We start from the raw sequence: 24,014 nt of genomic DNA on the forward strand, positions 1-24,014 counted from the left end.
TCATGCGCGGCGCTTTGCCGTTGCCGCTAAACAGAAGTCACTTTTGCGCGACAGGCACTAAACCATTCCAGTGCAGACGACTTCCAATCTTCCGTCGATCGTCTGGGTGCAGCATATGGTAAGCCCCTCGGATGCGGAGACGACGGCGCAATCGGATGCAAACGTTGACGCCCACGGACTGCCGGACTTGGCGTTGCGATGGAACCAGGAGAGTTGGCTCTGAAGCCCGGCCATGATCATAAGCAGGGCATTGATGTCACGTTGATCCGGCGAGGGCGGTGTAAAAGCGATCTTGACCAGCGGATGCTTATGGTCTTTGCAGTTGACCGTCCGTACCTGCTCGACCGTCTGGATCAAGCTCAGCGGCACGGGTATCCAGGATTCGCAGGACAAATCGGTCGAAAAGAGAAGCGTTGACGGGTCGGCGTCGTTGGCCTTGACAATACCGCCAACCGTCATGGCCGGGTTGCCGTCCGGCAGGCTGCCCGTTGCGAGCTTTTCCACGAATTCCTGGGGACTGAAACGCGTCATCGCTTCTCTCTCAAGGAGGCATGCTGGACGATAGCATATCGGAAGGGCGCCTCAAAGTCGCGAGCGAGGGGAGTTCCCGGCCGGCAGCAACCTGAAATCCGGCAGTTCGCGCAATCCCAGTTCGGGCCCTGCCGGCGAATAGACGACGAACAGCTGCATCGGCCCGTCGCCGGTGTTGAGCGTCGAGTGGAAGCGGCTCTCCGGCACGTAAATGGTGCAGCCGGGGCCGACCTTCTCGACCACCGGATTGCCTTGCTCGTCCTCGACCATCTGCTCGCCATGGCCCGAAATGACAAAGATGATTTCCTCCGCGCCCGGATGGTTATGACGGGTATGGCCCTTGCCGGAGGGCAGGTCGACGACGCCGCCGGAAAAGCGGGTCGCGCCGTTCACTTCCGGAGCGACCGTCAGCGACAATTTTCCCCAGTCGAATCCGAAGGCGCTGACATCCTTCGGGTAGACGAACACCTTGCTCTTGTCGGTCATTCTCATGATCCCTTCTTTTTCTTCGTGGTCGTCTTCAGGCCGCCAAGCGTGACGGCCTTGAAATCGGCGGTCTGCCGGGCGATCGCCGCTTCCGCCGGCAGCCGCTCCATCGAGCTCGCGCCATAAAAGCCGTGCAGGCCCTTGCAGCGTTCGAGGATGTAGCGGGCGTCGTCCGGCATTGAGATCGGCCCGCCATGGCAAAGCAGGATGACATCCTTGCGCACCGAACGGGCCGCTTCGGCGATCGCGTCGATGGCGACCACGCAGTCGTCGAGCGACTTGGCAGAGGTGGCGCCGATCGAGCCCCCCGTCGTCACGCCCATATGAGCCACGACGATATCGGCGCCGGCCCTGGTCATGGCGCGCGCCTCGTCCGGGTTGAAGACATAGGGCGTGGTCAAAAGATCGAGCTTGCGGGCTTCGGCGATCATGTCGACCTCGAGCCCAAAACCCATGCCGGTCTCCTCGAAGCTCTGTCGCATGCTGCCGTCGAACAGGCCGATGGTGGGGAAATTCTGCACCCCGGAAAAACCCATCGTCTTCAGCTCGGAGAGCAGCAGCGGCATGATGACGAACGGATCGGTGCCGTTGACACCAGCCAGCACCGGCGTCTTCCTGACCACCGGCAGCACCTCGTAGGCCATCTCCTTGACGATCTCATTGGCATTGCCATAGGCAAGCAGGCCGGCGGCCGAGCCGCGACCGGCCATGCGGTAGCGGCCGGAATTGTAGATGATGATGAGGTCGATGCCGCCGGCCTCTTCGGCCTTGGCCGACAGGCCGGTGCCGGCGCCGCCGCCGACGATCGGCACGCCCTTGTCGATCATCCCCCTGAATTTCTTCAGTATGTCCTTGCGCGGTATTGCCGGCATGTCTTGGATCTCACTGTCTGGCGATTTCGAGGAAAGCCGCGACCGCGGCCTTGGCGAATCGGGGATCATTGATGTGCAGCGGCAGGCGTGTCAGCCGGCGCGTCGCGTTCGGCTTAATCGTGCGCTCAATGGCTTCGAACAGGGCGGCATCGGCTTGCGGGTCGAAGAAGGCGCCGCCTTCGATGTCGAGCGCGGAGACGCCTTTCTCCGGGATAAGGAAATGCACGGGCCCCTCGCAGCGGGCGAGCCTTGTGCCGATCCACTCGCCGATCTTGCGGCATTCCTGCGCTGTCGTGCGCATCAGCGTGACGTTCGGGTTGTGCTCGTAGAACAGCCGCCCGCGATAAGGGTCCGGAATGGTCGCAGGCGCCCAGAAATTGACCATGTCGAGCGCGCCGACCGAGCCGACATAAGGCAGGCCGGTGCGGGCAACGGCACCGAAACGATCCTCCGTCGCCGGCAGCACGCCGCCGAACAGGAGATCGCAGACCTCAGTGGTGGTGATGTCGATGAGGCCGGACAGCAGGCCGCTGTCGGCCAGTTTCTCCATGCTGCGGCCGCCGGTGCCGGTGGCGTGAAAGACCATGCAGTCATAGGTCGAACGGAGCTGATCCGCGATTGCCGTCACGCAGGGCGTGGTGACGCCGAACATGGTGAGGCCGATCGACGGCTTGCCCTCGGGCGGCGGCGGCGGTCTGGCGACCATGCCCGATATCGCCTGGGCCGCATTGTGCAGAACGACACGCGAGAGCTGGTTCAGCCCGGCCATGTCGGTCACCGACGGCATCATGATGATGTCCGAGATGTCGACATAGGGCGCGGTGTCGCCGGAAGCGAGCGTCGAAACCATGATCTTGGGCAGGCCGAGCGGCAGCGTGCGCATGCCTGCGGTGATGATCGACGTGCCGCCGCCGCCGCCGATGCCGATCATGGCGGCAATGTCGTTTCGTGATTGGGCAAAGCGAGCGAAGGCGATGCCCATGGCGGCGACCGCGGTGCCGCGGTCGTTGCCGGCGAGCACCGCGTCTCGCCCGCCGGGATGGTGGCCTGCCACATCCTCAGCGGCAATGTCGACCGGCACGCTCGCGCCGCGCGTTCCGACGTCGACCCGGCAGACAGCGGCACCCGTGGCGGCGATCGCGTCGGCCAGGAAGGCGAGTTCCTCACCCTTGGTGTCTGCGGTGCCCACCACATAAATGCGCTTCATCGATGCCTCCCTCTGCCGGTCCAAGTCACCCAAGGCTCAGTGCTCTACAGAGCGTCAACCTAGCCATTCCGAAAACGAGGAGGTCATTGCAATTTTTTGAGACGCGCGTATCATATTGATATGGATGTCTCACGTCAACACGCCGCAGCAAGCGACGACACCGCCGGGGGACCCGAACGTGGACCCCGCGCGCGCACGAAACGGCTGATGCTGGAGACGGCGACGAGGCTGATGCAGGCAGGCGCAACACCTTCGGTCAGCGAGGTTGCCGAGGCGGCGCAGGTGTCCCGCGCCACCGCCTACCGCTATTTTCCGAGCCAGGCGGCACTGGTGCAGGCGGTGGTCGATGAGGGGCTCGGGCCGATCCTCACCTGGAAATCCACCTCTGCCGATGCCGAGCGCCGCGTTGCCGAGCTCTTCGACACGGCCATGCCGCGCATCGAGGCTTTCGAGGCGACCTTCAAGGCGGCATTGAAACTGTCGCTCGATCAGTGGGCGCGGCGCCAGGCCGGTACTTTGGGAAGCGAACCGGCCTTCAAGCGGGGCCACCGCGTCGAATTGCTTCAGGACGCGCTCGCTCCGCTCAAGGGCCGGCTGCCGCCGCGCGACCTCAAGCGGCTGGCGCAGGCGCTGTCGCTGATCTTCGGCGTCGAGGTGCTTATCGTGCTGAAGGACATCTGGGGACTGGACGGTCGCCGGACGATGTCCGTTGCCCAGTGGGCGGCGGTCGCCCTGGTGCGCGCGGCGATCGCAGAATCAGTCTCCGAAGCACAAGCGATCGAACCAACAAGGGTCACGAAATAGCAGGTATCTGGTTCTACCAGATTTGCATACTGGTTGCCGATATTAACCGCAATGCTGAAGCATGAACAAGGCCGATGTCTATCAATGAGTAGGAAAATTTAGGAAAAACAGGCAGATAAGGCTGGAATTCGAGACTTCGAGCTGTCACCATTGCTCAAGAAAGGGCTTGACGGAGCTTCAAAATTGGTAATACCAGATCAAAGGAGAAAAGCGGATCGAAAGTGAGGGCTGCGATCCATTTCCGGACGGGCGAGGAGGCTCCAAACGGGAAGGCGCGACCAAGGGAGGAACTACCAGGGCCGGCCCCGTTTGCCGGCTCGCTTGATACGGTAGAATGCGCACAAGGGAGGAAACATCATGCGCAAGATAGTGACCAGCTTGCTTGCTGGTATCGGCTTGACACTTGCCTGCGGAACATCCGTCTACGCCCAGGACAAATCGCTCACCATCTTCTGGGCGGAATGGGATCCGGCCAACTACCTCCAGGAACTCGGCAACGAGTACGAGAAGGAAACCGGCGTCAAGATCACGGTGGAAACCACGCCCTGGGCCGACTTCCAGACCAAGGCCTTCACCGAGTTCAACGCTCATGGCGATGCCTACGACCTGGTCGTCGGCGACTCGCAATGGCTCGGCGCCGGCTCGACCGGTGGCCACTATGTCGACCTCACCGACTTCTTCAACAAGCACAAGCTCGGCGAGGTGATGGCGCCGGCGACGGTGAAGTACTACGCCGAATATCCCGGCAACAGCGGCAAGTACTGGGCCATCCCGCTCGAAGGCGACGCCGTCGGCTGGTCCTATCGCAAGGACTGGTTCGAGGATCCGAAGGAGAAGGAAGCCTTCAAGGCCAAATACGGCTACGATCTCGACGTGCCGAAGGATTTCAAGGCGCTGCGCGACATCGCCGAATTCTTCCACCGGCCGGACCAGAAGAGATACGGCATCGCCATCTACACCGACAATTCCTATGACGCGATGGCGATGGGCTTCGAGAACGCGCTGTTCTCCTATGGCGGCGAACTGGGTGACTATTCGACCTACAAGGTCGACGGTTTCATCAACTCCGACAAGGCTGTCGCCGCGCTCGACGCCTATAAGGAGCTTTACAAGTTCACGCCTCCGGGCTGGGCCAAGTCGTTCTTCGTCGAGGACAACCAGGCGATCACCGAAAACCTGGCCGCGATGAGCATGAACTACTTCGCGTTCTTTCCCTCGCTGATCAACGAGGCGTCGAACCCGAATGCCAAGAACACCGGCTTCTTCGCCAATCCTCCCGGGCCGAACGGCGACCAGTTCGCCGCACTCGGTGGCCAGGGCATCTCCGTCGTCTCCTACTCGCAGAAGCAGGACGAGGCGATGAAGTTCCTCGAATGGTTCATCAAGGACGAGACCCAGAAGAAGTGGGCGGCACTCGGTGGCTACACCTGCAGCGCAGCCGTGCTCAAGTCGGAAGAGTTCCAGAATGCGACGCCCTACAACAAGGCCTTCTACGAGACCATGTTCAAGGTGAAGGATTTCTGGGCGGTGCCGGAATATGCCGAACTGCTCCAGCAGCTCAACCAGCGCGTCTATCCTTACATGATCGGCGGCGAAGGCACCGCCAAGGAAACGCTCGACGCACTGGCCGCCGACTGGAACGCGACCTTCAAGAAATACGGCCGCGGCCAATAATCGTCCATGTCCCACGGAGGGGGCGCTCATGCCTCCTCCGTTTCTTTTTCTTCAAGCGGGAGCAGGGTCTTGGCGACCACGATGATCACCACGCTGGACAGATCTTCACGCGCGGCCGCGCGTGGCCTTAGCGATATTTCGATCCGCAATCTTTTCATCATCCCGACGATCCTGTTCCTGATCGTCTTCAACATCTTTCCGCTGATCTATTCGCTCGGCTATTCCTTCACCGATTTCCGCGCCTCGACCAACGCGCCGGCGAATTTCGTCGGGTTGCAGAACTACCGCGACCTGCTCAGCGACCCCTATGTCTGGTCCAACTTCGCCATCACCGCCAAATACGTGATCATCTCGGTCGCCGGACAGTTGCTGGTCGGCTTCGGCGTGGCGATGCTGCTCAACCGCGATATTCCGCTGAAGGGGCTGCTGACGACCCTGCTGCTGCTGCCGATGATGCTGTCGATGGCCGTCGTCGGCCTGTTCTGGAAACTGCTCTACGATCCGTCATGGGGCGTCATCAACTATGCGCTCGGGCTTGGCAATTTCGAGTGGCTGGCCGACCCCAAGATGGCACTCTACGCGGTGGCGCTGACCGACATCTGGATGTGGTCGCCCTTCGTCATGCTGCTGTCGCTGGCCGGCCTCTCGGCGGTGCCGAAGCACCTCTACGAAGCCGCCGCTATCGACCGCGCCGGTCCGTTCTACACCTTCTTCCGCATCACCTTGCCGCTGGTCGCGCCGATCCTGATGATCGCCGTCATCTTCCGCACCATGGAAGCGTTCAAGACCTTCGATCTGGCCTACATCCTGACCACCCAGCCGACGGCTGAACTGATCTCGATCCGGCTCTACAAGATGGCGTTCCAGGAATGGCAGACCGGGCGCTCCTGCGCGCTCGCCTACATCGTGCTGATCATGGTGCTGGCCATCACCAACATCTACGTCAAATATCTGAACAAAGTGAAGGAGCGCTGAGATGGCCGCCGTCCGCACTTCTTCCGAGATCGCCCTCAACCGCGTCGCAATCGTCGCCGTGCTGGTGGCGACAGTGATCTTCCTGGCACCGATCTACTGGATCGCCTCGACGGCGTTCAAGCCGCGCAACCTTGCCACCACCATCCCGCCGACGGTCGTGTTCCAGCCGGAGATATCGCCCTTCGTGAAGCTGTTCACCAAGCGCTCGCAATTGCGCAGCCCGCCTTCGCCCGAAGAATACGCGGCGGCGCCCTGGTGGGAACGCGTCGTCTTCGACGGCGGCGAAAAGATCGTGCGCGACGGCAAGGGCCAGGTGCAATGGTCGGGCTATCCGAACCGTTTCATGAATTCGCTGATCGTCGCGATCACCTCGACGGTGCTGGCGGTCGGCATGGGTACATTCACCGCCTATGGCTTCTCGCGCTTCAGGGTCAAAGGCGAGGCGGACCTTTTGTTCTTCATCCTCTCGACCCGCATGCTGCCGCCCGTGGTGGTGGCGATCCCGATGTTCCTGATGTACCGGGCGGTCGGCCTCAACGATTCCCATATCGGGCTGATCATCCTCTACACCGCCTTCAACCTGTCCTTCTCGGTTTGGCTGATGAAGGGCTTCATGGACGAGATCCCGAAGGAGTACGAGGAAGCGGCGCTCGTCGACGGCTATACGCGCATGGAAGCCTTCTTCAAGATCGTGCTGCCCGAAGCCGCCACCGGCATCGCCGCGACGGCCGTGTTCTGCTTCATCACGGCATGGAACGAATATGCCTTCGCGCTGATCATGACCAATCGCCGCGCCCAGACCGCACCGCCGTTCATCCCGAGCCAGGTCGGCTCCGGGCTGCCGGACTGGACGGTGATCGCCGCCGGCACTTTCCTGTTCCTGCTTCCTGTCGCCATCTTCACCTTCCTGCTTCGTAATCACCTGTTGCGCGGCATGTCCTTCGGAGCGATCCGCAAATGAGCTTTCGCGCCATCAACCAGAAATATCTGGAACCAGGCAGCCAGGTGCTGATGGTGCTCGGCATCGTTGCGCTCTGCCAGCCCTGGAACTTGCTGCTGCACAGCTATGGGCTGACCATCATCCTGATCGGCCTGATCGGCTTCAACATCACCTCCAAGATCGCACCGCAAGAGGAAGCCGGAACCGGCCAGTCAGGCGATCCGCAGCGAAATCCGGGAGCGCAGCATTGACCCAGATCGAGCTTCGCGGCGTCCAGAAGTTCTTCGGCGCCGTCCAGGTCATCAAGGACCTCAACCTCAAGATCGAAGACAACGAGTTCATCGTGCTGCTCGGTCAGTCGGGCTGCGGCAAGACGACGACGCTGCGCGCCATTGCCGGGCTGGAGACGATCGACGAGGGCGACATCCTCATCGACGGCAAGCCCATCCAGCATCTGAAGGCCGCCGATCGCGACATCGCCATGGTCTTCCAGTCGTTCTCGCTGTACCCGCATATGAGCGTCTACGAGAACATCGCCTTTCCCTTGCGCGCCACGCGAAAGAGCAAGAGCGAAATCGACCAGGAAGTTCGCTCGGTCGCCAAGACGCTGCAAATCACGGACCTGCTCGGCAAGAAACCGTCGGCGCTGTCGGGCGGCGACATGCAGCGCGTGGCGATCGGCCGGGCACTGGTGCGGCGGCCGAAAGCGATGCTGATGGACGAGCCGATCGGCGCGCTCGACGCCAAGCTGCGCGAGGAGATGCGGGCCGAGATCAAGCGGCTGCACATCAAGCAAGGCTCGACCACCATCTACGTCACCCATGACCAGATCGAGGCGATGAGCCTCGCCGATCGCATCGTCATCATGCATGAGGGGGTTCTCCAGCAGGTCGGCTCCCCCGACGAGGTCTATTCGCACCCGGCCAACCTGTTCGTCGCGCAATTCGTCGGCAGTCCGGTGATGAACGTGGCCGACGCGGCGGTGGCCGAAAAAGCCTCGTCGGCCTCGGTGACGGTGGGCGATGCGCCAACCGGTTTCGAATTCCCGCGCGCGCTCCTGTCGAAGCTGAACGGCCATGCGGGCGGCCGGCTGGCACTCGGCATCAGGCCGGAAGGCGTCCTCATCAGCCGTGAGGCGGCGGAGGGTTTCATGGCGGTCGAGACGCAGATCGTCGAGCCGCTCGGCTCGTTCGACATCGTCGACCTGAAAGTCGGCTCCAAGATGCTGCGCGCCCGCACCAAGAGCGGCTTCATTTCGGGTCCCGGCGAGAGGGTGTTCGCCAGGATCGATCCGACACAGGCGCATTTCTTCGACGCGGCGAGCGGCAAGTCGCTCGGAGTGAGACTCTGATGGCCCATATCCAGCTCAAGAATATCTCCAAGACGTTCGGCAATCACACGGCCCTGACCGGGCTCGACCTCGACATCGCCGATGGCGAGTTCTTCGTCCTGCTCGGCGAGACGGGCGCGGGCAAGACAACGACGCTGCGGCTGATCGCCGGACTGGAAAAACCGAGCGAGGGTCAGGTCTTCATCGACGGCATCGACGTTGCCGACTGGGGCGCCGCGGAGCGCGACGTGGCGCTGGTGCTACAGCAATATTCGCTCTACCCGCGCTATACGGTGCGCGAAAACCTCGAATTCCCGCTGAAGCCGAAGATCCGGCGGCTGCCCGACGCCGAAATCAAGGACCGCGTCGACCGCGCGGCGCGGACGCTCAGGATCGAGCATCTGCTCGACCGCAAGACCGACCGGCTGTCGGGCGGCGAGATGCAGCGCGTCTCGATCGGCCGGGCCATCGTGCGCAAGCCGCGCGTGTTCCTGATGGACGAGCCGCTGTCGGCGCTCGACGCCAAGCTGCGCGAGGCGCTGCGCACGGAACTGAAGAACCTGCAGATGCAGCTCGGCGCCACCTTCCTGTTCGTCACCCACGACCAGATCGAGGCGATGTCGATGGGCGACAAGGTGGGCGTGCTCAACCATGGCCGCATCGTCCAGACCGGCACGCCGCATGAGATCTACAACAATCCGCGCGACACCTATGTGGCGAGCTTCGTGGGCTCGCCGCCGATGAACCTCATCGACGGCAGGGTGGTCAACGATCGTGCGGTCATGGCGCCGCTGAATTTCGAATTGCCGCTTTCAGGGGGAGCCAAGGCGAGTGCGGCGACCGACGGTCGCCCGCTCGTCTTCGGCATCCGCCCCGAGGACGTCTATCTCGAGAGCGGTGCGCCGGTCGAGGCGCGCGTCCACGACGTCGAAAACCATGGCGTGGAAAAGATCCTGACGCTGCGCGTGGGCGAGACCACGCTGCGCGCCACGGTGCCGGCGCGGACCGATGTCGCGATCGAGCAGCCGGTGCGCTTTGCCTGGAATCCGGACAAGGTGGTGCTGTTCGACAAGGGCAGCGGCGTGAGTTTGCGGCACGCCGGATGAGGCGAATATCGCGAATGCGATGTTCCGGACAGCGCCCTAAACAAAAAGCCCGACTTGCGGCAGGGCAAGGAATCCGGGTTAACGGGTCCCTCCGGAGCCTTCGTCGGTGCGCTGTTGATGAAGCATTGAACGGAAAAACCCGCCTGTGCGGCGGGTCCCTGGCGCAACTCAGCACCATAACCAAATATCTACCATAGTTGCCTTCACCCAGTCAAGAAAAAATTCCTATCATGGGAAACTGGCACAGCGGGACTGGCTGTGGTCAGGTCTTGTGAACCCGAGTTCTGAGCCCCCGCAGCAATGCCGGCCGGACAGCCGTCCCGCACCTCTACTTCGGCAGATAGGTCTCATAGGGCTCGGTGTTGATCAGCAGGATCACGCATTCCGTCTCCGAGAGGCAGGCGTCGGCATGCATCTCATTGGCCTTCTGGGTCCAGTAGGATCCGGGAGGCAGCTCGACCTTGCTCGCCTCGCCGCCGTCCATCTGCCAGTGCGCCCATAGGCCCTGGATCACCACGGCGCGATAATCGGCGGTGTGCGCATGAACAGGGGCGTGCCAGTTGCCCGGGACTTTCAGCAAGGTACCCGCGGGGCCCTTGGCCCTTTCTCCCCATAGCGGTCCGAGACGCTGCGGTTGGTCCGGCGCCTCAGAAACATAGGGAATCTTGCTGGCCGGCAGATAGCTGTCCTCAAGGGCGAAGGCACGGCCGGGGATAGTGAGCATTGCGGCCAGCGTCAGGATTTTTAAGTGATTTGGCATCGCTTCTCCTCTTCGGGCCGACTTGCCGCCAGCGCTCGTCTGTTGGATGACAAGCTATTGCAAATGGCCAAGCCGGGAATGGCATTCTGTCCGGAACACTTGGCAATTCATCCAGGCCGGAAATCGCCACTGCAAACAGCGTTGATTTAGCCTTTTCCCGAGGCGCCGCCCGCGGCGCGCAAATGGCTGGGCGCGCTGCCGACGATGCGCTTGAAGGCCCGGCTGAACGACGCTTCCGAATCATAGCCCAATCTGGCGGCGATCACCGACACCCGCATCCCTTCTTCCTCGAGCCACCGCCTTGCCTGATGCATGCGTACCCCGGCGACATATTTTGCCGGTGTCTCTCCGACGACGGCCGTGAAACGTTCGGCAAAAGCCGACCGTGAGGCGCCCATCTCGCGGGCCAGCGCTTCGACGGTCCAGTTCCTGTCAGGCTGCCGATGAATGGCGACCAGCACGCGGCCGATGTCCCGATCCTTGATCGCCGCGATCCAACCCGTGATGTCACCGGCGCTGTTCTCCACCCAGGAGCGGATGATGGCTGCGGCCAATACATCGGCCAGCCGCGCCAGCATCATGCCGGAGCCGGCCCGGTTCCTCGTCGCCTCGTCGGCCATGGCTTCCAGCAAATGCGGGATGCTTGGCTCGCCGGCCATCAGCTCCTTCGCGCGCAGCATATCCGGCATCATGGCCAGCAGTGGATGCGAGCCATCGTGGTTGAAGTGCATGCTGCCGCAGAACAGCAGCGTTTTTGCACCATGGCCGCCGTTCGAGACGGCGTAGACATTGTCCTGCAGGGGCTCGACGCTGTAGCTTTCGAGCGGTTCGGCTTGTACACCGGGTGCGCTGGCAAGGATATGCTCGGCGCCGCGCGGCAACAGCAATGCATCGCCGGCTCTCAGTTCCATCCATTCGCCTGGTGGCGAAAGCAGCCAGCATCCGGCACGGCCGATGAAGTGAAACCGCGCCGCCTTCTGCACCGGAAAGAGCACGGCCCAAGGCGCGCCCAGTTCGCAGCGGCCATAGTCGACGCCCTCGAGGCGCAGCGCGCGCAACATCTCGGTCAACGCACCCCCCGGGGCCGGCACAGTGTCGTTGGGCGAGGTCAAGTCCATGCCGATTCCTACAGCAGTTCAGCGTCCCACGGAAACGCTGAACTGCTGTACCTCTTCGGGCAATTCCGGACGGAATTGCTCCAGCCTGGAGTCACGGCCTGCCGCTTCAGCCGGCCTGGCGGATCTCAGCATGTTCCTCGGCACGCAGGTGGCTGGGAGCCGAGCCGATGACGCGCTTGAAGGCCCGGCTGAAGGCGGCGTCCGACTCATAACCCAGGCGTGTGGCGACGACGGAAATCTTCTGGCGATCGCGCACCAGCCATTGTCGGGCCTGGTGCATGCGCACCTGGGTGACGTACCTGGCCGGCGTCTCGCCGACAATGGTGGCAAAACGCTCGGCAAAGCCCGATCGCGAGGCGCCCATCATCCTGGCGAGCGCCTCGACGGTCCAGTCGCGGTCCGGTTCGAGATGGATGGCGGCCAGAACGCGCCCGATGTCGGGATCCCTGACCGCCGCGATCCAACCGCTTGAATCGCCGCAGCCGCGCTCGACCCATGAGCGGATCACGGTGGCGGCAAGGACGTCGGCGAGCCGCGCCAGAATGCCGCCGGAGCCGACGCGCTCCATCGTCACTTCACGCGCCATCGAGTCCAGGAGATGCGGAATACCCGGCTCATAAGCTTCGAGTTCATGCGCGCGCATGACATCAGGCATCATGCCGAGCAGGGGATGCAGGCCATCGATGTTGAAGTACATGCTGCCAAAAAACAGCAGCGTGCCCGGACAGCGACCATCGGGGCACATGGCTTCATTGGACATGCAATAGACGTTCTTGCAGACTTCTTCGGCCGCGTAGCCCTGGATCGGCCAAGCCTTGGTGCCCGGTTCGCTTGCCAGCACATGCGCTGCGCCACGCGGCAGCAGCGCCGCGTCGCCCGCCTTGAGCTCGACCCACTCGCCCGAGGGCTGCATCAGCCAGCAGCCCTTGCGGCCGATGAAGTGGAATCGCGCCGCTGCCTGGGCCGGAAACTGGATGCCCCAAGGCTCCCGCATTTCGCAACGGGCGTAGTCGACGCCGTCGAGACGCAGCCCACGCAATATGTCGGTCAGCGGATCGCCAGTGGTCGGAATTTTGGACGAACGGTCAAACATAATGGTGTTTCTAGCATGGAAACTCCAGGCCGTCACTCCCTATGTTGCAGTGCAGCCAATGTTGCGCTGCAACTTCATCGGAGACTGACCATGGCCGAACCCGCGACGGGCGTCGTCGACGCCGCCCTATTGAACACTGTCGATCAGGAGGAACGAACAGAGCCGGCATGGGGCGCCGTCGTCTCGCTGGCGCTTGGTGTTTTCGGTCTCGTTACGGCGGAATTCCTGCCCGCCAGCCTGTTGACGCCGATGGCGAGCGATCTCGGCGTCAGCGAAGGCGTTGCGGGACAGGCGGTCACCGCGACCGCGATCGTCGGCGCCATTGCCGCTCCCACGATGGCGATCATAACACGGCGCATGGACCGCAGGCTGGTGATGTGGATGCTGACCGCGTTTCTGATCGCCTCGAACCTTTTGGCCGCCTTTGCCTCGTCGCTGTCCATGCTTCTGCTTGCCCGCGTCGTGCTCGGCGTTGCACTCGGCGGCTTCTGGGCTATGTCGGCGGCCATGGCGTTGCGGCTGGTGCCGATGCGGCTGATGCCACGCGCCATGTCGATCATCCTGACCGGCGTTTCGCTGGCCACCGTCACCGCCGCCCCTGTCGGCGCCTATGTCGGTGATACCTGGGGCTGGCGCACGGCTTTCATGATCGCCACGGTCGTCGCCGCGCTGGCGTTGTTGGTGCAGGTGGCCACCATTCCGAAACTGCCGCCGATGGGCGTGGCAAGTTTCCGCACTTTGCTCGAGGTGCTGGAACGCCCGTCCATCAGGGTGGCGCTGCTGGTCGTGCTGCTGGTCGCTTCGGGGCACTTTGCCGGCTTCACCTATGTGCGCCCCTTCCTCGAGAAGATCCCGATGCTCGGCATCGAGACAATCTCGCTGGTGCTCCTGGCCTATGGCATAGGCGGCTTCTTCGGCAATATCGCCGGCGGCATCCTGGCCGAACGCAATCTCAAGGCCGCCGTCGCGCTGGCACCCCTGCTGATCGCAGTGGCCGCCGCCTTGATGCTGGTCTTCGGCGCCTCGCCGGCGATCGCCGCCGCCGCCGTGGCGGCCTGGGGCTTTGCCTTCGGCGCGGTGCCGGTCGGGCTGCAGACATGGCTGGTGCGGGCCGCGCCCGATCAAGCCGAGAGCGCCGGCGGCCTGATGGTCTCCACCTTCCAGGTGGCGATTGCGCTCGGCGCCGTCTTTGGCGGCCTGCTGGTCGATCATGCCGGCGTCGCCAGTGCCTTCGCCTATTGCGGCGTGGCGACTTTGCTGGCGGCAGTCGTGGTGTTTCTGCTCGCCCCAAAACGCGCCGAGTAGGCTCTCCCGACAACCATCCCTGACTTGCGCAACGGCCCGAGAACCATCATGGTTCTCGGGCCGTTGCCTTTGCGATGGCGGCGTCGCTGACAGGCAGACGCGGCAGGCTGCCGGCGAAATTCAGGCTGAACGCCCATCGAAGTCGAAGATCGACAAGGCGGACGGATCGACATCGGCGACACAGTTGACGTTAATGTAGGCGCTGCGTTCACTCCCCTCGCGCACATCCTCGGCGAAAGGATGGATGCCGCAGGTGCGACAGAAGCGGTGCGCGATGGCGCAGTTGCCGAATGTGTAGGTGCCGATCTCGTCGCTCCAGGCCAGCACCCGCAGCGCCTGATGCGGAACGGCGCACAGCAAGGCGCCCTTGCGCGAGCAGATCGAGCAATTGCACCGCACGGCTTCGGTCAGTTCCGCCTCGAACTCGAAGGCGACCTTGCCGCAATGACAGCTGCCTTTGTAGAGCATCGTTCTCTTCCTTGCGTCCGCCAGGGGTGCAAAACCGCCCGCGCCGGGTTAAGTCTCGGCACGCCACGCGCTGGCTGCTAAGCTTAAGACGTCCCAGAGGTCCGGAGTCCGACACCGAAGATGCAATCCGTCCGCGATCACCTGGAAACTATCCTTGCGCGTCTCGCCGCCCGTGCCGGTGAAGAACGTGTGTTCACGAAACTCTATACCGAAGCCGCACGAGCCGCAGCCGATGCCGCCGACGCGCGGCGGAGGGCCGGCGTGAGGCTCGGACCGCTCGACGGAACGATCATTTCGATCAAGGACCTGTTCGATGTCTGCGGCGAGGCGACCACGGCCGGATCACTGCTGCTCAAGGATGCTGCGCCGGCAATTGGCGACGCCATGATTGTGCGCCGGCTGCGGCAAGCCGGCGCGGTGATCATCGGCAAGACCAACATGACCGAGTTCGCCTTTACCGCCATCGGCGACAACCAGCACTATGGCACGCCTGGCAACGCGACCGATGCCGACCGCATTCCCGGCGGCTCTTCCTCCGGCGCCGGCGTTTCGGTCGGCGAGGGGACGAGCGAAATCTCCATGGGTTCCGACACTGGCGGATCGATCCGTATTCCGGCGGCCCTTAATGGCGTCGTCGGCTTCAAGCCGACGGCGCGGCGGGTGCCGCTCACAGGCGCCTTTCCGCTGTCGGCCACGCTGGACTCGGTCGGCCCGCTCGCCCGCACCGTGGCGCAATGCGCCGCAGCCGATGCGGTGATGGCGGGCGAGGACTTGGCGCTGCCGGCGCCACTCGCCCTTGCGGGGCTGCGCATCGGTCTCCCGCGCGGCGTGCTTTTCGGAGAGACTGAAGGCGCGGTGGCAGCAGCGTTCGAGCGCTGCCTCGGCAAGATCGAGCAGGCCGGCGCACGGGTCGCGGACCTGTCGATCGACGACCTGATCGCGGACCTTCGCGCGGTCACAAAACGTGGTTCGATCGCCGCGATGGAAGGGGCTGAAGTGCATGCAGACTGGTTGGCGGCAGGCGCTCCGGTGCCGGTTGACCCGCATGTGAGCGGACCCTTGTCGCGGGCGGCAATGCTGCCGACCCCGGTTTACATCAGGGCACTGCGTCGCCGTGCTGCGTTGGCCGCCGCCACGGATGAGCGGCTGACGTCGGTCGATGTGCTGGCCCTGCCAACCACGCCGGTGACAGCGCCGACCATCGTCTCCCTGGCGCAAGATGCCGGTCTGCGCGATCGCACGGAGGGCCTGCTGCTGCGCAACACGCAGGTGGCCAACCAGTTCGATCTCTGCGCGATCTCGCTGCCGATACCAGGCATGGCGCTGCCGGCCGGCTTGATGCTGGTGGCGCGCCACGGCCATGACCGCCGTCTGCTGAGCATCGCCGCTGAAGTGGAGAGATTGCTGGGCGGCTGATCGGGACTGAACCGAATGTCAGTGTGAAGAGCAGTGCTTGCGTTCGCTGTCCTTGGCGGCGCGCTCGACGGCCGTCGCGATCAGCCACGGCAGGCTGTATTGCTTGCCGGTGATGGTCTGGGTGCGTCGCTCGATCGATCCCCTGACGACAATCTTGCCGGCAGAGAGCGCATCCGAGGCCTCGACCATCGCCTTGTCCTTCGTCGGCAATCCGCCGGTGTCGATCGACACGCCCTTGATGATCTTGCCGGTGGCGAGGTCGAGCACGCTGTTCGATGGGCAGGGAGCCTTGAAACAGCGCAGCCCGTTGTCGCAATAGACATAGCTGCTTTCGGCCGCGGCGAGCGAGGGCAGCAGGCCCGCTGAAGTGGTGGCAAGGCACAGGAATGCGAGGCGGAGAACTGACATGGCTCCAGCGTCGCGAAGAATTGGGGCGAAACGGCGATGGTCTAGCTGTCGGCGGGAAACCGTCGCCGATAATGCCCGACCACTTCCGGGTTGCGCAGATTGACCGGCAATTTGCCTGCCAGGACCAGCAGGGCCTCGCCGGCCGCGCCAACGCCCATGCGCATCATCGATTCCTCGGTGATGCCGGCCATGTGCGGGGTGATGACGACATTGTCGAAGCTGAAATAGGGATGATCCGATGGCAGCGGCTGCGTCGAGAACACGTCGAGCGCGGCACCGCCGATGCGGCGCTCCCGCAAGGCCTCGATCAGCGCGTCGTCATCGACGAGGGGCCCGCGCGACACGTTGATCAGCAGCGCGTTGGGTTTCATGCGCGATATGCGTTCGCGGCTGATCAGGCCGCGCGTTTCCGGCGTCAGCGGACAGCACAGGACGATGATGTCGCTCTGCTCGACCAGCGCGTCGATCGACAGGAAGCCGACCTTGTCCGGCGCCGGCTGCATGCTGCGGGTCGTTGCGACCACTTTCAGGTCGAACCCATGCACGGCGATATGGCCAACGGCCTGTCCGACGGCGCCGAGACCGACGATGCCGATCGTCTTGCCGGCGAGCTCGATGTTGGAATTGGCGTGCTCGCGACCGGCAAGCCAGCCCTTGGCGCGCAGGTCGCGGTCGACGACACGAAACTGCCGAAGCAGGGCGAGGGCTGCAAACATCACATGCTCGGCCACCGAGCGTGCGTTGACCGCCGGCACGTTGGCGACCAGCACACCTGCCGCGGTCGCTGCTTCCATCGGGATCATGTCGAGCCCGGCGCCATGGCGGATCGCTGCCCGCAACCTGGTGGCACCCTCGAACAACAGTGGCGGCAGGGGCGCGCGCACAATGACGATGTCGGCATTCCTCGCCTCGGCGGCCAGCGTGCCCGGATCGATGGCCGAGGCGACGACAAGCTCACCCGCCCCCGCCAGCATGGCCGCGGCGCGCGGATGCAGTCTGTGCGTCGACAGGATGCGCGTCATCCCCGTCAGGCCTGTTCGAGCGTCGGGTTTTGCGACGCCGCCCCGAGGCCTTCGATCAGCCCCTTCCAGTAGCTTTCCGCGCCCTGCAGGTGGGCGCTCATCAGCGCCTGGGCGAGATTGCCGTCGCGCCGCAGCAGCGCCTCGTATATCTGGATGTGTTCGGCATGCGAGCGCACGCTGCGCTCCGGATCGTTGAAGTAGATCGGTAGGCGCTGCTCGCCCATCAAATAGTAAACGCTGCAGATGTTGTGGAAGACGCCATTCTTGGTGGCGCGCACGATCTCGAGATGGAATTCGCGGTCCTCCTTGGCGAGGCCTTCGCCTGCCGCGATGCGTTCTTCCGAGGCCTTCAGGATCTCGCGCAGCCGTTCGAAATTCTCCTCGGTGGCACGCGAGCATGCAAGTTCGGCCGCCTTGATCTCATGGATCTTGCGCAATTCGACCGTCTCGTAGATCTGCAAGGGATCGAGCGGCAGGCCGGCGCGCGCGAACAGCGCCAGCGCCTCGACGCTGGCCTGCTTGGTGTCGATATAGATGCCGGACTTGGCCCTGCGCTCGACGATGCGCATGGCCTCGAGAATGGCCAGCGCCTCGCGGATCTGGCCGCGGCTGACGCCGAAATGCTCCGCCAGTTCGCGTTCCGACGGGGTTCGGCCCGTCTCCTTGTCGGAATGGGAGAACAGATAGGCGGCAAGCTCCGCGAGAAGGTTGTTTTCTTTCATCGTCAATTGCGTTGCGCGTGCGCCTCCAGGAATCGCTCCGAAATGGTGAATCCCAATCCGGGTTTTTCGGGGATCGCTATCATACCGTCCCTGGCTTCGACAGTCTCTTCGACAAGGTCGTGGATCATCGGATTGGCACCGAGCGAATATTCGACGGTGAAGCTCGACGGCGAGGCGGCGCAGACATGCAGCCCGGCGAAGAAGCAGGGCGCGCCGGCCCATAGATGCGGCGCAAAGCGCAGGTTGAAGGCGCTGGCGATGGTTCCGATCTTCATGGCCTCGCTGATGCCGCCGCAGAAGGCGGGATCGGGCTGGAAGATGTCGGCGGCCTTGAGCACGGCGAGGTCGCGGAAGGCATAGCGGGTCGCATCGCTTTCGCCGGTGGCGATCGGTATGGCGCCGGAGGCACGGACTTCGGCAAGGCCGGACTTGTCGTCGGCGATCACCGGCTCCTCGAACCAGGCAAGGTCGAGATCGCCGGCGAGATGGATGAAACGCTTGGCCTCCGCCACCGTATAGGTGCCATGGGCGTCGACCATCAACTCGACGTCGGGGCCGAGCGCCTCACGGGCGGCGCGAACGCGAGCGGCCGACACATGCGCGGCGCCATCCATGGCGCCGATGCGCATCTTCAGCGCCTTGAAGCCGCCCTTGGCGACATAGGATTTGAGCTGGTCGCCGATCGCGTCGGCGGACGCCCAGCCACCCGAGGCGTAGGCTGGCATGCGATCGAGCTTGCGCCCACCGATCAGCCGCCAGACCGGCTGCCCGAGCGATTTGCCCAGTATGTCCCAGAGCGCGATGTCGACGGCGCTGATGGCGGCCACGCTCATGCCGCGCCGCGCCAGCTGCGGCATGGCATGGCCGGCGCGCGCCGCGCTGTCGTGGCGCACGCCGTTGTAGAGCATTTCCCAGATGATGCCGATATCGGCCGGATCGCGGCCGACGAGCTGCGGCCCGACCTCGCGGTTCAGCATATGGACGAGCGCACCATAGCTGCCGGCGCTGCCGGCGGCGTTCTTGCCTTCGCCCCAGCCGACCAGCCCGTCATCGGTTTCGATGCGCAGGATGGCGGCGTCGAAGGTCGTCACCTGACCGAAATCGCTGCGGTGCTGCTTGGCCGCCTCGATCGGTATGCGAATCCACCAGGCCTGGACGCTTTTGATGCGCATGGTCTTCCCCGGCCCTGCCGCCGGATGGCGGGAGGGCTCATTCCCAATCGGATCGGCTACTTGATCAGCGGCAGCAGCGTTTCGGCAGTGATCCGCATCTGGTCGGTGTAGAACTTTTCCGTCAGCACGCTGGAACCGTGATCCTGGATGAATTTGAGCTGCTCGGGCGAGATGTCGACCGGGTGGCGTTCGACCATGTCGGGGTAGGGCGCGGCCGGTGTGCGGTCGACAGGCGCGACGAACTCGTTGGTCAGCGCCCCGTCATAGCCGACCTCCCGCAAGGTCGCCACGATCTTCGGCCAGTCGATCTGGCCGAGGCCTGCGGCGAAGCGGTTGTTGTCGGCGACATGGAAGTCGAACAGGCGCTTTCCGACCTTACGGATCGCGTCGTAAACGTTAAATTCCTCCATATGGATGTGGTAGGCGTCCAGGCAGACGCCACATTCCGGGCTGACCGCGTCGGCCAGCGCCAAGGCCTGGGCGCCGCGATTGAACAGGTAGGTCTCGAAACGGTTGAGTGGCTCGACCGCGATCTTGACGCCGACCTTCTTGGCGTGGGTGAAGCACTCCCTGGTGGCATCGACCACCCACTTCCATTCCTCTTCCTCGGTGCCGTCCGGCACGACCTTGCCGACGGTCGCGGGAACCAGCGTGATGATCTCGCCGTCGAGTTCGCTGACCATGGTCAACACGTCCTTGACGTATTGCACGGAGCGCTCGCGCTGGCCCTGGTCCCGGGCGGCAAGGTTGCGTTCGCCCAGCATCAAGGTCACGGCGCCCCAGCAGCGTATGCCGTGCTCCTTCAGGAGCGCGCGCGTCTCCTTGGTCTTGTATTGGTCGGGCTCGCCGGAAATCTCGATCGACTCATAGCCGAATTTCTTGATGCGCTTGAGCGTCGTCTCCAACGGTTCCGCGCGCATCCAGTTGTGCGTCGAAAGATGCATGGTCTGTCCTTCCCGGATCGTCCCTAATGGTTCGCCTGCAACATGCCGTCACCGGATGTGACGGACGGTTCCTCCCCAAGGCGTTCCAGCATTTCTTCGCAAACTGGTTCGACCAATTGGGCCCAAGACGAGGTCTACAGCAATTTCCCACGCGCGGCAAGAACTGTGCGATGGCAACTTGATGTCTGGATTACTCCATTGATTATATTGGACTATGCTGCCCTCCCGTGGCACGGTGGAGGGCTCTGAATGTGAGTGGCAAGGCTTGACCAAATCGCCACGTTTGGTAATACCAGAATGACAATGCATGCAAGTGACCGTTGAGAACAGACCAAAGTGGCTGGCCCTGTCTTCAATCGGCGCTATGCTCGGGCGCGACAACAATGAGGGAGGATGCCGATGCCTACGACGATGAAGGGCCCTGGACTGTTCCTGGCGCAGTTCGCGGGCGATGCAGCGCCGTTCAATTCGCTTGCATCGATCACAAAATGGGCGGCCGGCCTCGGCTATAAGGGCGTGCAGATCCCGACCTGGGACGCGCGCTTGTTCGACCTCCAGAAGGCTGCGTCTTCCAAGGCCTATTGCGACGAGGTGAAGGGCATCTGTGCCGACGCCGGCGTCGAGATCACCGAACTGTCGACGCATCTGCAGGGGCAATTGGTGGCGGTGCATCCGGCCTATGACGCGCAGTTCGACGGCTTTGCGCCGGCTTCGGTGCACAACAACCCCAAAGCGCGGCAACAATGGGCGGTCGAACAGATGCAGTTCGGGGCCAAGGCGTCGCGCAATCTCGGGCTCGACGTCTCGGTGAGCTTCAGCGGCGCTCTGGCTTTCCCCTACCTCTATCCCTGGCCACAGCGGCCGGCCGGATTGATCGAAGAGGCGTTCGCAGAACTAGGCAAGCGCTGGAAGCCGATCCTCGATGTCTATGAGGACAATGGCGTCGACGTCGGCTACGAAATCCATCCCGGCGAGGATGTGTTCGACGGGGCGACGTTCGAGATGTTCCTCGACGCGGTCGGCGGCCACAAGCGCTGCAACATCAATTACGATCCGTCGCACTTCCTGTTGCAGCAGCTCGATTATCTCGAATTCATCGACATCTACCACGAGCGCATCAAGGCCTTCCACGTCAAGGACGCCGAGTTCAACCCGACCGGGCGGCAAGGCGTCTATTCCGGCTACCAGAGCTGGACGAACCGCGCCGGCCGCTTCCGCTCGCTCGGCGACGGACAAGTGGATTTCGGCGGCATTTTCTCCAAGCTGACGCAGTACAACTATGATTCCTGGGCGGTGCTGGAGTGGGAGTGCTGCCTGAAGCATCCGGAGGACGGCGCGGCCGAAGGCGCGCCTTTCATCCAGCACCACATTATCCGGGTGACGGAGAAGGCGTTCGACGATTTCGCCGGCGGTGCCACGGATAAGAAGGTGCTGCGCGCCATGATGGGAATCTAGCGCGGGTTTTCCCTCTCCCTCGAGGGAGGGGTATCTCAGACACGAGGGAGACGACATGGTCGGTGCATCGAAGTCGGAAACGGGAGGCGGCCCGATCCGCTATGGCATGGTCGGTGGCGGGCAAGGCGCTTTCATCGGCGCGGTGCATCGGATCGCGGCGCGCATGGACAATGAGTTCGTGCTGGTCGCCGGCGCGCTGTCGTCCGATCCGGCGCGCGCCAAGGCCTCTGCCGCCGAGCTCGGGCTCGACCCTTCGCGCAGCTACACGTCCTATGCCGAGATGGCCAAGGCCGAGGCCAAGCGCCCGGATGGCATCGAGGCGGTGGCCATCGTCACTCCGAACAATGTGCATGTGCCGGCGGCCAGGGCGTTTCTTGAAGCCGGCATCCATGTCATCTGCGACAAGCCGCTGGCGACGACGCTGGCCGAGGCAAAGAAGCTCGCGGCGATCGTCGAGAAGACCGGCAAGGTGTTCGTGCTGACCCACAATTACACCGCCTATCCGATGATCCGCCAAGCGCGCGAGATGGTGGCCAAGGGCGTGCTCGGCGACATCCGCATCGTGCAGTCGGAATATCCGCAGGACTGGCTGACGGAGGACCTTGCCGCCACCGGTCAAAAACAGGCGGCGTGGCGTTCCGACCCCAAGCAGGCCGGCGCCGGCGGCGCGCTCGGCGACATCGGCACGCATGCCTACAATCTTGCGCGCTTTGTCTCCGGGCTGGAACTCGACACTCTGTCGGCCGATCTCGACGCCTTCGTACCGGGACGGCAGCTCGACGACAATGTCAACGTGATGCTGCGCTTCAAGCCGGTCGGCAAGACGCATGCGGCAAAAGGCATGATCTGGGCAAGCCAGGTGGCGCCCGGCCATGAGAACGGGCTGAAGCTGCGCATCTATGGCTCGAAGGGTGGGCTGGAATGGGTGCAGGCCGACCCGAACTATCTCTGGTATACGCCGTTCGGCCAGCCCAAGCAGCTGATCACCCGCAACGGCGCCGGCGCGCTGCCGGTGGCGGGCCGTGTCAGCCGCGTTCCCTCCGGTCATCCCGAAGGCTATCTCGAAGGCTTCGCCAACATCTACCAGGAGGCCGCACGCGCCATCCGCGCCGCGCGGCGCAAGGGCGGCAAACCTGCCAAGGACGTCGTGTTCCCGACCATTCAGGACGGCGTGGAGGGCATGGCCTTCATCGAGGCCTGCGTGAAATCGTCGAAGAAGAATGGAGCGTGGACGAAACTTTAAATTGACCTCGCGGGGGATCATTTTGGGGAGGGGCGTCGATGAAAATCGGCATGTGCATGTTCTTGTGGACGACGGCCGTATCGAAGAAGCACGAGCCATTGCTTCGCGACATCAAGGCCACCGGCTTCGACGGCGTTGAGATACCGATCTTTGCCGGTATGCCGGACGACTACAGAAAACTCGGCGAGCTGCTCGATCGCATAGGGCTTGAACGGACCGCCGTTTCAGCGATGGGCGATCCGGCGATGAACCTGATCTCGGCCGATGCGGCAACGCGCAAGGCCGGCGTCGACTACATGAAATGGGCGCTCGATTGTGCAGATGCCCTCGGCGCCCGAACTTTGAGCGGCCCGCTGCATTCGACACTCGGCGCCTTTTCCGGGTCCGGCCCGACCGCGGGTGAGAAGAAACGCTCCGTCGCCTCGCAGCGCGCCATCGGCGATCATGCAGGCAAGAGGAACGTCACCATCGGGCTCGAGGCGCTCAACCGCTTCGAATGCTATCTCCTCAACACGATGGCCGACCTGTCGGAGCATATCGATGCCATCGACCGGCCGCACATCAAGGCGATGTACGACACCTTCCACGCCAATATCGAGGAGGCAGACCCGATCGGCGCCTATACGAAGCATCGCAGGAATGTCGTGCATATCCATATATCGGAGAACGATCGCGGCGTGCCGGGGCGCGGCAACATCCCCTGGAAGGAAACATTCTCGGCCATCCGCAAGAGCGGCTACGACGACTGGCTGACGATCGAGGCGTTTGGACGTTCGCTGAAGGATCTCGCGGCGGCGACCAAGGTGTGGCGCGATTTTTCCGAGAGCCCGGAAGCGGTTTATCGGGATGGATATAAGCATATCAAGAACGGGTGGAAGAAGGCCGCCTAGAGCGTTTCATATCTTGACGGAAGCGTAGCCTGCGTTTTCGAAGTAGTTCCTGCATTCGGCTGCCTCGATTGTT

At 63.4% G+C, this 24,014-nt stretch carries 25 protein-coding genes; 12 read left to right on the plus strand and 13 right to left on the minus strand.

Annotated features, from left to right (window positions below; genetic code table 11):
- Positions 1 to 57: 57 nt before the first annotated feature.
- Genes FJ942_RS23210 through FJ942_RS23225 form a run of 4 tightly spaced genes read right to left on the minus strand, consistent with a single transcriptional unit; the run spans position 58 to position 3,096 of the window.
- Complete coding sequence (locus FJ942_RS23210) at positions 58 to 531, minus strand: hypothetical protein (RefSeq protein ID WP_140500419.1); 474 nt, start codon at positions 529 to 531, stop codon at positions 58 to 60.
- Positions 532 to 582: 51 nt separating this feature from the next.
- Positions 583 to 1,017, minus strand: coding sequence for a cupin domain-containing protein (locus FJ942_RS23215; protein ID WP_140500417.1), 435 nt, complete (start codon positions 1,015 to 1,017; stop codon positions 583 to 585).
- Between the two features lie 2 nt (positions 1,018 to 1,019).
- The gene (locus FJ942_RS23220; RefSeq protein ID WP_140500416.1) at positions 1,020 to 1,889 is read right to left on the minus strand and encodes a phosphoenolpyruvate hydrolase family protein; all 870 of its coding nucleotides are present in this window, start codon (positions 1,887 to 1,889) and stop codon (positions 1,020 to 1,022) included.
- Positions 1,890 to 1,899: 10 nt separating this feature from the next.
- A complete protein-coding gene (locus tag FJ942_RS23225; RefSeq protein WP_140899037.1) occupies positions 1,900 to 3,096 on the minus strand; it encodes a Tm-1-like ATP-binding domain-containing protein in 1,197 nt (398 codons plus the stop codon).
- 120 nt (positions 3,097 to 3,216) lie between these two features.
- On the opposite strand from FJ942_RS23225, the gene FJ942_RS23230 reads away from it, so the two are divergent.
- From FJ942_RS23230 to FJ942_RS23260, 7 genes are all read left to right on the plus strand, one after another.
- Positions 3,217 to 3,900: a TetR/AcrR family transcriptional regulator gene (locus FJ942_RS23230; RefSeq protein WP_140899039.1), complete on the plus strand. Its 684-nt coding sequence runs from the start codon at positions 3,217 to 3,219 to the stop codon at positions 3,898 to 3,900.
- A gap of 357 nt (positions 3,901 to 4,257) precedes the next feature.
- Positions 4,258 to 5,574 carry an ABC transporter substrate-binding protein gene (locus FJ942_RS23235; protein WP_140500410.1) on the plus strand — a complete coding sequence of 439 codons (1,317 nt, stop codon included), beginning with the start codon at positions 4,258 to 4,260 and terminating at the stop codon, positions 5,572 to 5,574.
- A gap of 69 nt (positions 5,575 to 5,643) precedes the next feature.
- Positions 5,644 to 6,549 (plus strand): sugar ABC transporter permease, encoded by a 906-nt coding sequence (locus FJ942_RS23240; RefSeq protein WP_140500408.1) that lies wholly within the window; start codon positions 5,644 to 5,646, stop codon positions 6,547 to 6,549.
- Position 6,550: 1 nt separating this feature from the next.
- Positions 6,551 to 7,510: a carbohydrate ABC transporter permease gene (locus FJ942_RS23245; RefSeq protein WP_140500406.1), complete on the plus strand. Its 960-nt coding sequence runs from the start codon at positions 6,551 to 6,553 to the stop codon at positions 7,508 to 7,510.
- The gene (locus FJ942_RS23250; protein ID WP_140513808.1) at positions 7,507 to 7,740 is read left to right on the plus strand and encodes a hypothetical protein; all 234 of its coding nucleotides are present in this window, start codon (positions 7,507 to 7,509) and stop codon (positions 7,738 to 7,740) included. The genes FJ942_RS23245 and FJ942_RS23250 overlap by 4 nt, the downstream gene beginning before the upstream one ends.
- Positions 7,737 to 8,840: an ABC transporter ATP-binding protein gene (locus FJ942_RS23255; protein ID WP_140500402.1), complete on the plus strand. Its 1,104-nt coding sequence runs from the start codon at positions 7,737 to 7,739 to the stop codon at positions 8,838 to 8,840. Before FJ942_RS23250 ends, FJ942_RS23255 begins: the two co-directional genes overlap by 4 nt.
- Entirely contained in the window at positions 8,840 to 9,925 is a 1,086-nt protein-coding gene (locus FJ942_RS23260) for an ABC transporter ATP-binding protein (protein WP_140513807.1), read from the plus strand. Before FJ942_RS23255 ends, FJ942_RS23260 begins: the two co-directional genes overlap by 1 nt.
- A gap of 328 nt (positions 9,926 to 10,253) precedes the next feature.
- Here the strand turns inward: FJ942_RS23260 and FJ942_RS23265 are convergent, their stop codons facing one another.
- The 3 genes from FJ942_RS23265 to FJ942_RS23275 all read right to left on the minus strand — a co-directional run bounded on the left by FJ942_RS23265 (position 10,254) and on the right by FJ942_RS23275 (position 12,896).
- Positions 10,254 to 10,685: a DUF4437 domain-containing protein gene (locus FJ942_RS23265; RefSeq protein ID WP_140558334.1), complete on the minus strand. Its 432-nt coding sequence runs from the start codon at positions 10,683 to 10,685 to the stop codon at positions 10,254 to 10,256.
- 146 nt (positions 10,686 to 10,831) lie between these two features.
- Positions 10,832 to 11,803 carry an AraC family transcriptional regulator gene (locus tag FJ942_RS23270; RefSeq protein WP_140657227.1) on the minus strand — a complete coding sequence of 324 codons (972 nt, stop codon included), beginning with the start codon at positions 11,801 to 11,803 and terminating at the stop codon, positions 10,832 to 10,834.
- A gap of 106 nt (positions 11,804 to 11,909) precedes the next feature.
- A complete protein-coding gene (locus tag FJ942_RS23275) occupies positions 11,910 to 12,896 on the minus strand; it encodes an AraC family transcriptional regulator (protein ID WP_140500395.1) in 987 nt (328 codons plus the stop codon).
- Between the two features lie 90 nt (positions 12,897 to 12,986).
- Here FJ942_RS23275 and FJ942_RS23280 point away from each other — a divergent pair, with 90 nt between their 5' ends.
- Entirely contained in the window at positions 12,987 to 14,201 is a 1,215-nt protein-coding gene (locus FJ942_RS23280; protein WP_140657232.1) for an MFS transporter, read from the plus strand.
- A 120-nt stretch (positions 14,202 to 14,321) separates the two neighbouring features.
- Here the strand turns inward: FJ942_RS23280 and FJ942_RS23285 are convergent, their stop codons facing one another.
- The gene (locus FJ942_RS23285; RefSeq protein ID WP_140547393.1) at positions 14,322 to 14,669 is read right to left on the minus strand and encodes a GFA family protein; all 348 of its coding nucleotides are present in this window, start codon (positions 14,667 to 14,669) and stop codon (positions 14,322 to 14,324) included.
- 120 nt (positions 14,670 to 14,789) lie between these two features.
- On the opposite strand from FJ942_RS23285, the gene FJ942_RS23290 reads away from it, so the two are divergent.
- Positions 14,790 to 16,085, plus strand: a complete 1,296-nt coding sequence (locus FJ942_RS23290) for an amidase (RefSeq protein WP_140899041.1) — start codon at positions 14,790 to 14,792, stop codon at positions 16,083 to 16,085.
- Between the two features lie 18 nt (positions 16,086 to 16,103).
- Here the strand turns inward: FJ942_RS23290 and FJ942_RS23295 are convergent, their stop codons facing one another.
- From FJ942_RS23295 to FJ942_RS23315, 5 genes are read right to left on the minus strand one after another with little or no spacing between them, the layout of a single operon-like run.
- Positions 16,104 to 16,493: a hypothetical protein gene (locus FJ942_RS23295; protein ID WP_140500387.1), complete on the minus strand. Its 390-nt coding sequence runs from the start codon at positions 16,491 to 16,493 to the stop codon at positions 16,104 to 16,106.
- A gap of 41 nt (positions 16,494 to 16,534) precedes the next feature.
- Positions 16,535 to 17,515, minus strand: coding sequence for a hydroxyacid dehydrogenase (locus FJ942_RS23300; protein WP_140899043.1), 981 nt, complete (start codon positions 17,513 to 17,515; stop codon positions 16,535 to 16,537).
- 5 nt (positions 17,516 to 17,520) lie between these two features.
- On the minus strand, positions 17,521 to 18,237 hold the full coding sequence (locus FJ942_RS23305) for a FadR/GntR family transcriptional regulator (protein ID WP_140500383.1): 717 nt from the start codon (positions 18,235 to 18,237) through the stop codon (positions 17,521 to 17,523).
- A gap of 2 nt (positions 18,238 to 18,239) precedes the next feature.
- The gene (locus FJ942_RS23310) at positions 18,240 to 19,409 is read right to left on the minus strand and encodes a mandelate racemase/muconate lactonizing enzyme family protein (protein ID WP_140584110.1); all 1,170 of its coding nucleotides are present in this window, start codon (positions 19,407 to 19,409) and stop codon (positions 18,240 to 18,242) included.
- A 56-nt stretch (positions 19,410 to 19,465) separates the two neighbouring features.
- Positions 19,466 to 20,353: a sugar phosphate isomerase/epimerase gene (locus FJ942_RS23315; protein ID WP_140513800.1), complete on the minus strand. Its 888-nt coding sequence runs from the start codon at positions 20,351 to 20,353 to the stop codon at positions 19,466 to 19,468.
- 399 nt (positions 20,354 to 20,752) lie between these two features.
- Between FJ942_RS23315 and FJ942_RS23320 the strand changes: the two genes are divergently transcribed.
- The 3 genes from FJ942_RS23320 to FJ942_RS23330 are packed head-to-tail and all read left to right on the plus strand — an operon-like array spanning position 20,753 to position 23,941.
- Entirely contained in the window at positions 20,753 to 21,808 is a 1,056-nt protein-coding gene (locus FJ942_RS23320) for a sugar phosphate isomerase/epimerase (RefSeq protein WP_140513799.1), read from the plus strand.
- Between the two features lie 55 nt (positions 21,809 to 21,863).
- A complete protein-coding gene (locus FJ942_RS23325) occupies positions 21,864 to 23,051 on the plus strand; it encodes a Gfo/Idh/MocA family oxidoreductase (RefSeq protein ID WP_140729258.1) in 1,188 nt (395 codons plus the stop codon).
- 38 nt (positions 23,052 to 23,089) lie between these two features.
- On the plus strand, positions 23,090 to 23,941 hold the full coding sequence (locus tag FJ942_RS23330; protein WP_140899045.1) for a sugar phosphate isomerase/epimerase: 852 nt from the start codon (positions 23,090 to 23,092) through the stop codon (positions 23,939 to 23,941).
- The last annotated feature ends 73 nt before the right edge of the window (positions 23,942 to 24,014 follow it).

The organism is Mesorhizobium sp. B2-4-2 (assembly GCF_006442845.1).
Lineage (GTDB): Bacteria > Pseudomonadota > Alphaproteobacteria > Rhizobiales > Rhizobiaceae > Mesorhizobium.

What these genes read in the sequence shown, in the direction of transcription:
- FJ942_RS23210 (WP_140500419.1), bottom strand. Translation starts at nt 531, where the DNA reads ATGACGCGTTTCAGTCCCCAGGAATTCGTGGAAAAGCTCGCAACGGGC.
- FJ942_RS23215 (WP_140500417.1), bottom strand. Translation starts at nt 1,017, where the DNA reads ATGACCGACAAGAGCAAGGTGTTCGTCTACCCGAAGGATGTCAGCGCC.
- FJ942_RS23220 (WP_140500416.1), bottom strand. Translation starts at nt 1,889, where the DNA reads ATGCCGGCAATACCGCGCAAGGACATACTGAAGAAATTCAGGGGGATG.
- FJ942_RS23225 (WP_140899037.1), bottom strand. Translation starts at nt 3,096, where the DNA reads ATGAAGCGCATTTATGTGGTGGGCACCGCAGACACCAAGGGTGAGGAA.
- FJ942_RS23230 (WP_140899039.1), top strand. Translation starts at nt 3,217, where the DNA reads ATGGATGTCTCACGTCAACACGCCGCAGCAAGCGACGACACCGCCGGG.
- FJ942_RS23235 (WP_140500410.1), top strand. Translation starts at nt 4,258, where the DNA reads ATGCGCAAGATAGTGACCAGCTTGCTTGCTGGTATCGGCTTGACACTT.
- FJ942_RS23245 (WP_140500406.1), top strand. Translation starts at nt 6,551, where the DNA reads ATGGCCGCCGTCCGCACTTCTTCCGAGATCGCCCTCAACCGCGTCGCA.
- FJ942_RS23250 (WP_140513808.1), top strand. Translation starts at nt 7,507, where the DNA reads ATGAGCTTTCGCGCCATCAACCAGAAATATCTGGAACCAGGCAGCCAG.
- FJ942_RS23260 (WP_140513807.1), top strand. Translation starts at nt 8,840, where the DNA reads ATGGCCCATATCCAGCTCAAGAATATCTCCAAGACGTTCGGCAATCAC.
- FJ942_RS23265 (WP_140558334.1), bottom strand. Translation starts at nt 10,685, where the DNA reads ATGCCAAATCACTTAAAAATCCTGACGCTGGCCGCAATGCTCACTATC.
- FJ942_RS23270 (WP_140657227.1), bottom strand. Translation starts at nt 11,803, where the DNA reads ATGGACTTGACCTCGCCCAACGACACTGTGCCGGCCCCGGGGGGTGCG.
- FJ942_RS23275 (WP_140500395.1), bottom strand. Translation starts at nt 12,896, where the DNA reads ATGTTTGACCGTTCGTCCAAAATTCCGACCACTGGCGATCCGCTGACC.
- FJ942_RS23280 (WP_140657232.1), top strand. Translation starts at nt 12,987, where the DNA reads ATGGCCGAACCCGCGACGGGCGTCGTCGACGCCGCCCTATTGAACACT.
- FJ942_RS23285 (WP_140547393.1), bottom strand. Translation starts at nt 14,669, where the DNA reads ATGCTCTACAAAGGCAGCTGTCATTGCGGCAAGGTCGCCTTCGAGTTC.
- FJ942_RS23290 (WP_140899041.1), top strand. Translation starts at nt 14,790, where the DNA reads ATGCAATCCGTCCGCGATCACCTGGAAACTATCCTTGCGCGTCTCGCC.
- FJ942_RS23295 (WP_140500387.1), bottom strand. Translation starts at nt 16,493, where the DNA reads ATGTCAGTTCTCCGCCTCGCATTCCTGTGCCTTGCCACCACTTCAGCG.
- FJ942_RS23300 (WP_140899043.1), bottom strand. Translation starts at nt 17,515, where the DNA reads ATGACGCGCATCCTGTCGACGCACAGACTGCATCCGCGCGCCGCGGCC.
- FJ942_RS23305 (WP_140500383.1), bottom strand. Translation starts at nt 18,237, where the DNA reads ATGAAAGAAAACAACCTTCTCGCGGAGCTTGCCGCCTATCTGTTCTCC.
- FJ942_RS23310 (WP_140584110.1), bottom strand. Translation starts at nt 19,409, where the DNA reads ATGCGCATCAAAAGCGTCCAGGCCTGGTGGATTCGCATACCGATCGAG.
- FJ942_RS23315 (WP_140513800.1), bottom strand. Translation starts at nt 20,353, where the DNA reads ATGCATCTTTCGACGCACAACTGGATGCGCGCGGAACCGTTGGAGACG.
- FJ942_RS23320 (WP_140513799.1), top strand. Translation starts at nt 20,753, where the DNA reads ATGCCTACGACGATGAAGGGCCCTGGACTGTTCCTGGCGCAGTTCGCG.
- FJ942_RS23325 (WP_140729258.1), top strand. Translation starts at nt 21,864, where the DNA reads ATGGTCGGTGCATCGAAGTCGGAAACGGGAGGCGGCCCGATCCGCTAT.
- FJ942_RS23330 (WP_140899045.1), top strand. Translation starts at nt 23,090, where the DNA reads ATGAAAATCGGCATGTGCATGTTCTTGTGGACGACGGCCGTATCGAAG.